The organism is Hydrogenimonas sp. (assembly GCF_029932565.1).
Lineage (GTDB): Bacteria > Campylobacterota > Campylobacteria > Campylobacterales > Hydrogenimonadaceae > Hydrogenimonas.
Window position 1 is genome coordinate 5,039 of record NZ_JAOZPV010000018.1, and the last position, 7,887, is coordinate 12,925.

11 protein-coding genes are annotated in these 7,887 nt (G+C 50.1%); 3 read left to right on the forward strand and 8 right to left on the reverse strand.

Translation table 11 applies throughout. The features are described 5' to 3' along the window. The first annotated feature begins 134 nt into the window (after nt 1-134). Entirely contained in the window at nt 135-1,034 is a 900-nt protein-coding gene (locus Q1K24_RS03785) for an exonuclease domain-containing protein (RefSeq protein ID WP_300366186.1), read from the forward strand. A 94-nt stretch (nt 1,035-1,128) separates the two neighbouring features. On the opposite strand, the gene Q1K24_RS03790 is transcribed toward Q1K24_RS03785, so the two are convergent. The 7 genes from Q1K24_RS03790 to trxC all read right to left on the reverse strand — a co-directional run bounded on the left by Q1K24_RS03790 (nt 1,129) and on the right by trxC (nt 5,059). After that, the gene (locus Q1K24_RS03790; RefSeq protein ID WP_300366189.1) at nt 1,129-1,428 is read right to left on the reverse strand and encodes a c-type cytochrome; all 300 of its coding nucleotides are present in this window, start codon (nt 1,426-1,428) and stop codon (nt 1,129-1,131) included. Nucleotides 1,429-1,532: 104 nt separating this feature from the next. Next, nucleotides 1,533-1,853, reverse strand: a complete 321-nt coding sequence (locus tag Q1K24_RS03795; RefSeq protein WP_300366192.1) for a cytochrome C — start codon at nt 1,851-1,853, stop codon at nt 1,533-1,535. A 103-nt stretch (nt 1,854-1,956) separates the two neighbouring features. After that, nucleotides 1,957-2,343: a c-type cytochrome gene (locus tag Q1K24_RS03800; RefSeq protein ID WP_300366196.1), complete on the reverse strand. Its 387-nt coding sequence runs from the start codon at nt 2,341-2,343 to the stop codon at nt 1,957-1,959. Next, on the reverse strand, nt 2,337-3,527 hold the full coding sequence (locus tag Q1K24_RS03805; RefSeq protein WP_300366199.1) for a HAMP domain-containing sensor histidine kinase: 1,191 nt from the start codon (nt 3,525-3,527) through the stop codon (nt 2,337-2,339). The genes Q1K24_RS03800 and Q1K24_RS03805 overlap by 7 nt, the downstream gene beginning before the upstream one ends. Further along, nucleotides 3,487-4,161 (reverse strand): response regulator transcription factor, encoded by a 675-nt coding sequence (locus tag Q1K24_RS03810; protein WP_300366202.1) that lies wholly within the window; start codon nt 4,159-4,161, stop codon nt 3,487-3,489. Before Q1K24_RS03810 ends, Q1K24_RS03805 begins: the two co-directional genes overlap by 41 nt. Further along, on the reverse strand, nt 4,151-4,369 hold the full coding sequence (locus Q1K24_RS03815) for a hypothetical protein (RefSeq protein WP_300366205.1): 219 nt from the start codon (nt 4,367-4,369) through the stop codon (nt 4,151-4,153). Before Q1K24_RS03815 ends, Q1K24_RS03810 begins: the two co-directional genes overlap by 11 nt. A 258-nt stretch (nt 4,370-4,627) precedes the next feature. Continuing rightward, nucleotides 4,628-5,059 carry a thioredoxin TrxC gene (trxC, locus tag Q1K24_RS03820; protein ID WP_300366208.1) on the reverse strand — a complete coding sequence of 144 codons (432 nt, stop codon included), beginning with the start codon at nt 5,057-5,059 and terminating at the stop codon, nt 4,628-4,630. Between the two features lie 182 nt (nt 5,060-5,241). Between trxC and Q1K24_RS03825 the strand changes: the two genes are divergently transcribed. Together Q1K24_RS03825 and Q1K24_RS03830 are read left to right on the forward strand one after the other, a co-directional pair. Beyond that, nucleotides 5,242-6,372 (forward strand): succinyldiaminopimelate transaminase, encoded by a 1,131-nt coding sequence (locus tag Q1K24_RS03825; protein ID WP_300366211.1) that lies wholly within the window; start codon nt 5,242-5,244, stop codon nt 6,370-6,372. Nucleotides 6,373-6,390: 18 nt separating this feature from the next. After that, nucleotides 6,391-6,840, forward strand: a complete 450-nt coding sequence (locus Q1K24_RS03830) for a hypothetical protein (protein ID WP_300366214.1) — start codon at nt 6,391-6,393, stop codon at nt 6,838-6,840. A 6-nt stretch (nt 6,841-6,846) separates the two neighbouring features. On the opposite strand, the gene Q1K24_RS03835 is transcribed toward Q1K24_RS03830, so the two are convergent. Continuing rightward, nucleotides 6,847-7,887, reverse strand: a 1,041-nt coding sequence (locus tag Q1K24_RS03835; RefSeq protein ID WP_300366217.1) for a GGDEF domain-containing phosphodiesterase, incomplete at its 5' end; no start/stop codon positions are given.

Below are 7,887 nucleotides of genomic sequence, written 5' to 3' on the forward strand. Positions count from 1 at the left end.
TCTCACCAGCGCAAAGCGCGCTCTCACATTCTAACAAGCCGCAAAGCAGCTGAGATGGATTGCAAAAACTTTACCATACTTCAAACCGATTTACGATAAATTTTCATAAATATCTGTCCACATATTGGAGTGTGATGAAATTTGTAATACTCGATACGGAAACAACCGGAGCGGAAGAGAAAGACCGCATCTGCCAGATCGCCTACATCGTCGCTTCGCAGCAACTCGTCGGCACACTCATCGAAGAGGTGCACGAGGATCTATGCAAGCCGCCGCTGCCAATCTCCTATGGTGCGATGGCCGTACACCACATCACCAACGAAGCGGTTGAAAAGAGGCCTTCCTGCACGGAAACAGAAAGCTACAGACGCCTGCTCGAGCTCAATGTACCCGAGAACTATCTCGTCATCCAGAACGCCCCGTTCGATCTTGCAATGCTCGAAAAAGAGGGGTTTCACCCGCAAATGCGATGCATCGACACACTTCGCTGTCTGCGGCATCTTCATCCCGATCTCGAAGCCCACGGACTGCAGTATATACGGTACGCCTTCGGCCTTTACAAAAACGAAAAAAAAGAGGCAAAATCGATCGGCCTCAAAATCCAGCCCCACGATGCACTCGGCGACGTCTTCATCCTCAAACTGCTGCTCGACTACCTGTTGGCCGACCATTCACCCGACGAACTTGTCGCATTGACACAAAAACCGATTACCTACAAAACATTCAAGTTCGGCAAATACAAAGGCGAAGCGATCATCGACGTGGCGAAAAAAGATCCCGGTTATCTGGAGTGGATGCTGATGGAGAAAGAGGGGGAAGAGGGGCTCGACGAAGACTGGCGTCAGACCCTGGAAAAAGCCCTCGAAATCGCGGAGGAAGAGGCGGTCTGGCTCTTTCCTTTCGGAAAATACAAAGGCCAGAGTATCGAAGAGATTGCAAGCCACGATATCGGGTATCTCAGATGGGCATTGGAAAATATGGACAAATTGAGCGAAGGGATGAAGAAGGCGATCGCGAAAGTCATTGGTCATTAGAACCCATAACCAAACAACAAAAAATCGGCATTAAAAAAGCCGGATCACGCCATTCGGCGCGCCCGGCTTTGGCAGATCTGGATGTAAGTAAGACTTACTTCAGACCGTGGATGTACTCTGCAACAGCTTTGATGTCAGCATCGCTCATAGAAGCAACCTGACCTTTCATCAGCATACCCATACCATGCTTGTTGAGTGTACCGGCTTTGTAGCCTTTCATGTCCGCTTCGAGAGTCGCGACATCCAAACCGCCGATGACAGCAGATTTTCCGAGAGCTTTTTTCTCACCTTTTGCACCGTGGCATCCGGCACATTTCTTATACAGAGCCGCTCCGTCAGCCATAACCAGGCTGGCCGCTCCAGCGAGCATCAGTGCGAGTGTTACTTTTTTCATCATCTTCTCCTTGGATAATTTATGGTGTGATTATAACGAATAATTTCCGTCCCGGCTTGATTTTTGTCAAGCCGGTGTTTTAATAAATGTTTCTGACAGTCAGATTAGCAAGCCGGTACGTTACCGCTGTCGTTCGCATATTCGTATGCGAAGTCATACAGATCGTCCAGATATTTTTTCAGCTTGTCAACATTGGCATTCGGGCAGATTTTCTTGATTTCGTCAGCGAATTTACCGCTCTCTTTGATCTCTTCCCACTCATCCTGAGAATGTTTCGCAGCAAATTTCGCACCGTTGATCCCACATGCTTTTTTCAGCTTTTTGCTGTAAATTTTCTGTCCTTTCGCTGCATCTGCACTGGCAGTTGTCGCCATCAGACTCATCGCAACGAATCCCGCTGCTACCATTGTAAGCAATTTTTTCATGTATCCTCCTTTTGATTGGGCCTCCGGACTCCGGATCGCCCTTTTGATACCCACATTGTAAAGCACAATCGTGGAGTAATCGTGAAAACGATTTTAGCACAAACTATTTTATTTTCCCAAATACTTTATAGGTTTCCCAGTAGGTATCGATTGCCCTGCGTAATTCCGTATCACTCAATTCCGTTTTCGGCATCAAACCGTATTGGTTTATCAGCTCTTCCGAAGCGAGCGCCTTCTTTTTCGTCGGATGCTTCAAAAACCTTTGGAGAGCCTCTTTGACACGCCGTTCGCTGCTGTATTTCAGCAGATAGTTGAAAAAGAATTTGTCCAGTGCCACAGGCAGTTTTCTGTGACACGCCACGCAGTTGCGTTCGTAGATGTTTTTTCCCCTGTCCGCCAAAAGCTGCGCACTTCCAAGCAGCAGCGCTCCTACCGTCAAAGCCCTTATCCAACGACCGACAACCAACGACCGGCGACCACTTCCTACCATCTCACATATACCTCCGAACCCTTCTCTTTCTTCGACCGTATATCGATATGCAGATTGTACTCTTTGGCAATCATCGCGACGATATTGAGCCCGATACCGAAACCACCGACACTCGTATCGAACCGTTTGTATCGTTTAAAGACATCCTTGATGGCCGACTGATCCATCCCGATGCCGGTATCCTGCACCAGCAATTCTCCGGGTCTCAGCCGTACGAAAATCTCTCCGCCCCGTCTGTTGTATTTGATCGCGTTGGAGAGGAGGTTGTCGACCAGCCTCGCCGCCTTCCCTTCGTCGATATAGAGTTTCACTCCGGGTTGGATATCGGTCTCGAATTCGATCTTTTTCGACTCTCCCAATATTTTGAAGTAGTCGATGCGTTCCTGCACCAGATGGCTCATATCGACCTCGCGATTCTGCGATGCGATTTTGTGATGCAGAATCAGATAGGTAAGATCCTGGTAGATATTGCTGATCGTCCGTGCCCCGATTTCGATCCGCTTGATCTTTTTGGTCGTCTTCTCGTCGAGATGTTCGGTATCGATCATTTCGATATTGGTCAAAATCGCATTGACCGGAGTATTGAGTTCGTGGGTCGTATCTTTGATGAAACGGTCGAGCAGCCGGATGGCATGGCGCATCGGTGCCAGAAAGAGACGTACAAGCACCAGACCCGCCGTCAGAAAAAGCGCCAACAGCGCACCGCCGTAGAGGAGGATGTTTTTCCATGTCTGCACAAACCATTTCCGATCGTCGTCTATCTCGACCACCACATATTTCGCCCCGAGATAGTAGGAGTCGAGGACATGAATGTACTGAATGACTCTGCCGGTTGTGTAGATGACTTTGTCGAGCTGCACGCCTTCGGGATCGTCGAGTGTCGAAAAAATGCGCACGCTGTCGGCATCGTAGATCGCCGAACGGTAGAGAGGATTGCGGGGGTAGGTACGGTATCGGTCGAAATAGATATGGAGGAGTTTCAATCCGTCGATCAACTCTTTGGAATACTCTTCGAGTTCCAGACGTTTGGTCTGAAGCATCAGATCTTTCTGCAGTTTGTAGTAGATGGTCGATCCCAGAATGAGGATCAGAAGCGCGAGAAAGGCGTAGAGCCCAAGAAAACGCTGAAGCGTCCTGCGTTCGCTATGGGAGATACTTGTAGCCGTAGCGTTTGATGCTGACAATTTTCTCTTTTCCTATCGTTTTGCGAAGGTTTTTGATGTAGGTACGCAGAGCCGTCTCGCTCGGTGTCTCATCGTAACTCCAGAGATTCTCATAGATCGTCTCATGCGCAATGATTTCGCCGGGACGTGTGAGAAAAAGCTTGAGCAGCGCCAGCTCTTTGGGCTGCAGTGCAGCGGGTTCCCCTTCTATGTAGAGCGTGTTGCCCACGGTATCGTATTCGACCCCTGGTGCAATTTCGATGCGCGGATTCTCTTTGTGCGAAAAGTTCCGCTTCAGAAGAGTCGTAATGCGCAGCAGGAGCTCTTTCAGAGCGAACGGTTTGCGGATGTAATCGTCGGCACCGCTTTCGTACCCCTCCTCGAGATTTTCGATCGCATTGAGCGATGTGATAAAAATGGCAGGGGTCTCGATGCCCCGCGAACGCGCCTCTTTGAGAAGTTCAAAACCGTTGACGCCGGGTACGTTGACATCGAGCAGAAGCAGATCGTACCGCTTTTCGTAGAGCTTCTCCTCCGCTTCATCCCCATCGTAAGCGGTTTCGACTGCAAATCCCTCCTCTTCGAGAAAGTCGGAGACCGTCTCGGAAAGGTTGGTGTCGTCTTCGAGCAGGAATAGTTTCGTCTTAGCGGGCATGTTCGAGCTTTTCCTTCGCTTCCCGATACGCTTTTTTCTCTTCCGGCGTCATAACCGGTTCCCGCTTTTTCAGTTCATGCAGAATCACGGGAATATTGGCACTGTCGGCACTCCGAAGTGCCGCGATAAGCTCCTGCGTACTTCGTTCGGACCAATCAATAGCAAAAAGCGACAGGACAAAAAGAGTGATAAGTACGACCTTTTTCATACCGTTACTTTACCATAACGAGAGAAATTTTCGAGACACCCCCATTCTTCCCACCTTCCAACACTCTCACACTCCCACATTCTCACCCTCTCACAAAGCCGCGCAGCGGCAATCCCACATTCTCACATCCTCACATTCTCACCAGCGCAAAGCGCGCCCTCACCCTCTCACATTCTCACAAAGCGAGCACAGCGAGCGCCCCCACATTCTCACCAGCGCGAAGCGCGCTCTCACATCCCCACAAAGCCGCGCAGCGGCTTAAATACATTTCGCCACCAGCTGGACGATCTGCTGGGCCGGCAGGGCACCGCTTACCCGATCCACCTCCTGACCGTTTTTGAAAACGATGATGGTCGGTATACCGCGGATGCCGAACGGTGCAGCGAGCTGCTGGTACTGCTCCGTATTGACCTTTGCAAACTGTGCCTTGAGCGGAAACTGCTCCGCCGCCTCTTCGTAGGCGGGGGCCATCATCCGACACGGTCCGCACCATGGGGCCCAGAAATCGACGACGACAGGAATGTCACTGTTCTGGATATGAACCGAAAAGGTTTCAGGCGTCAACTCGACCGGATGGGTATCGAGAAGCGACTGCTTGCAGTACCCGCAGTTGGCTTTGTTGTAGTGCTCCTTGACCGGAATGCGGTTGACCTTGTGGCAATGGGGACAGACCACATGAATGGTTGACATTTCAAACTCCTTTTCAATGATCAGTGTACAGTTCAGGTTGGCCGCCGGACGGCACTATCTTTTTCAATCGGAAGGCGTATCGCGCCATCCGCAATTTTTCATTGTTCACTTTTTATTTGATTCGATTTTACCCAAATTTCCACCACTGTTTTGTACAATGGGTATCAAAAAAGGGATATTCGTTGCAATTTGAGACCTATCCGTTCGAAAAACTTTCTGTCCTGCTGGAAGAGAGCAGACCGAATTCCGACTATGACCCGATCGTCCTGACCATCGGCGAACCCCAGTTCGACACACCGGCATTCATCACGAAAACGCTCTGCGAAAGCGCCCATCTCCTCAAAAAATATCCAAAAACATCGGGAGAACCGCAACTGCGCAGGGCGATGCGCTATTTCGTGAAGCACCGGTTTCACATCGAACTGGACGATTCGCAGATCATTCCGACATTCGGCACCCGCGAACTTCTTTTCAATTTTCCCCAGTTTCTACTGGCCGACATCGAGGAACCGATGATGGCCTATACCAATCCCTTTTACCAGATCTACGAAGGTGCGGCGATCGCAAGCGGCGCGAAAGTCCTACATCTGCATCTGACCAAGGCAAACGGCTTTCTGCCGCAAATCAACGAACCGGAACTCGCCGGCTGCGACCTCGTCATTCTCAACTTTCCCAACAATCCCACCGCCTCCGTCATGGATCTCGAAACGATGAAAGAGTGGGTCAAACTGGCCCTGAAATACAATTTCGTTCTTCTCAACGACGAATGCTACAGCGAAATCTATACCCACTCTCCACCACCCTCGCTTCTGCAGGCTTCCATCGAAGCGGACAATCCGACATTCAGGAACATTCTGGTCATCAACTCCGTCTCCAAACGCTCCAGTGCACCGGGTCTGCGCAGCGGTTTCATCGCTGGCGACGATCGGATTCTGCGCGAATACATGCGCTACCGGACCTATGTGGGATGCGCCTCACCCCTTCCGCTGCAGATGGCCGCCGCCGCTGCCTGGGAAGACAACGAGCATGTCATCGGCTTTCGTGAAAAATACAGGGAAAATTTCGAAATCGCCCGGGAAATTCTGGGCATCGACATACCCGACGCGACGTTCTATATCTGGCTGGAAGTGGATGACGAGCTGACATTCACGAAGAATCTGTATGAACAGTACAACCTCAAAGTACTGCCGGGAAGTTTCCTGGGAAGAGAGGGAATCGGACAGGGTTTCGTACGCATCGCATTGGTAGAGAGTGCCGAAAAAACAGTGGAGGCATGCCGACGTATCAAAGCATACCTCGAAAACCAATCGTAACATGATACAATATGTGATATGAATGAGATTATCCGTAAAAATCCCCGTCTCAAAGTGATGCTGAGGCAGGTCAAGCCGCTGATTATGAACTATATCGACATGGCGCTGTACGATCATGAACGTTACGGACTCCCCTCGAGTGCCCTGCTGATTCAGGCACCGTTGAAGATGCTCCTGACGCTCGAACGCAATACCCGCAAAACCGATATGGTCATGGCACTCGATCAAAACCTCTTTTTCGTCATCTACCCGAACACATCGGTACAAAAGGGGAAAATCGCATTCAACAACATTCTCAAACCCTTCGCGAAAGAGATCAGCGAGGGGAAGATCGCCGCTTCCATCATGGAGATAGGTGAACGGGAGATCACACCCGAAGAGATCATCGAACGGCTGATCATCGCACTGCACGAACCGGTAAAAAACAAGCGAAACATCCTGATCGACGCGTCAAAAATCAATTACTGAACAGTTTTACTTTTTCAATCTTTTTACAAAATCCTCTTCATCCAACGGCCTGCTGAAATAGTACCCCTGACAGAGCATCGTCCTGTCGATCATTTTGAGTCTGTTTTTCTGTTTGATATTTTCGACACCCTCGGCAATGACACTGTAACTGAACTGCTTCGCGATATCGAGTATCGCTCGGACCAGTGCCACATCGTCTTCATCTGTCAGAATATCCCGGATGAAGGATTTGTCGATCTTGATCGTTTCAAATTCGAACTGTTTCAGGTAGGAAAGCGAGGAGTATCCCGTTCCGAAATCGTCGATCATAAATCCGATCCCGGCCTCGTTGAAGCGTGAAATGATATCTCTGGCCAGATCGTTCTCTTCCATCAGCATGCTTTCGGTGATCTCGAATTTGAGCATTTTGGGATCGATGCCGTATTTGCGGACAATATGCATCACTTCATCGTAGAATCCATGGTGCTTGAACTGTTTCGAACTGATATTGATGCTGATATAATTGAAATCGCTCAGGCCGTTCTCTCCCCACTCTTTAAGCCGTCTGCAGACCTCTTCGATGACCCAGTGTCCGATCTGGTGGATCAGTTTCGACTCCTCCGCCACGGGAATGAACTCGCTCGGAGGAATGAGCATTCCATCCGGGAGCTGCCAGCGCAGCAGCGCTTCCGCCCCGTGGATCTTCTCCTGGCTGATATCGATAATCGGCTGGTACTGCAGATAGAGCTGTTCTCTGTCGATCGCATGGCGAAGCTCGTGTTCCAGCTTGATGGCGCGTCTGAGCTGCAGATCCATCTCCTCTTCGTAGAAACTGGTCATTCCGCGGCCCCGTTTTTTCGCATGATACATGGCGATATCCGCTTTACGCAGAATCTCGTCGAGCGGTTCGCTGTCGCCGAAAATGATGACGGCACCGATACTCGTTGTCACAAAGAGTTGGTGCCCTTCGATATCGTACGGTTTGGCCAGCGCTTTGTGGATCTTTTTGCCAATGCGCCACGTATCATCCACACACTCTTTCAAATCTCTCGATATCATAGGCAGAAA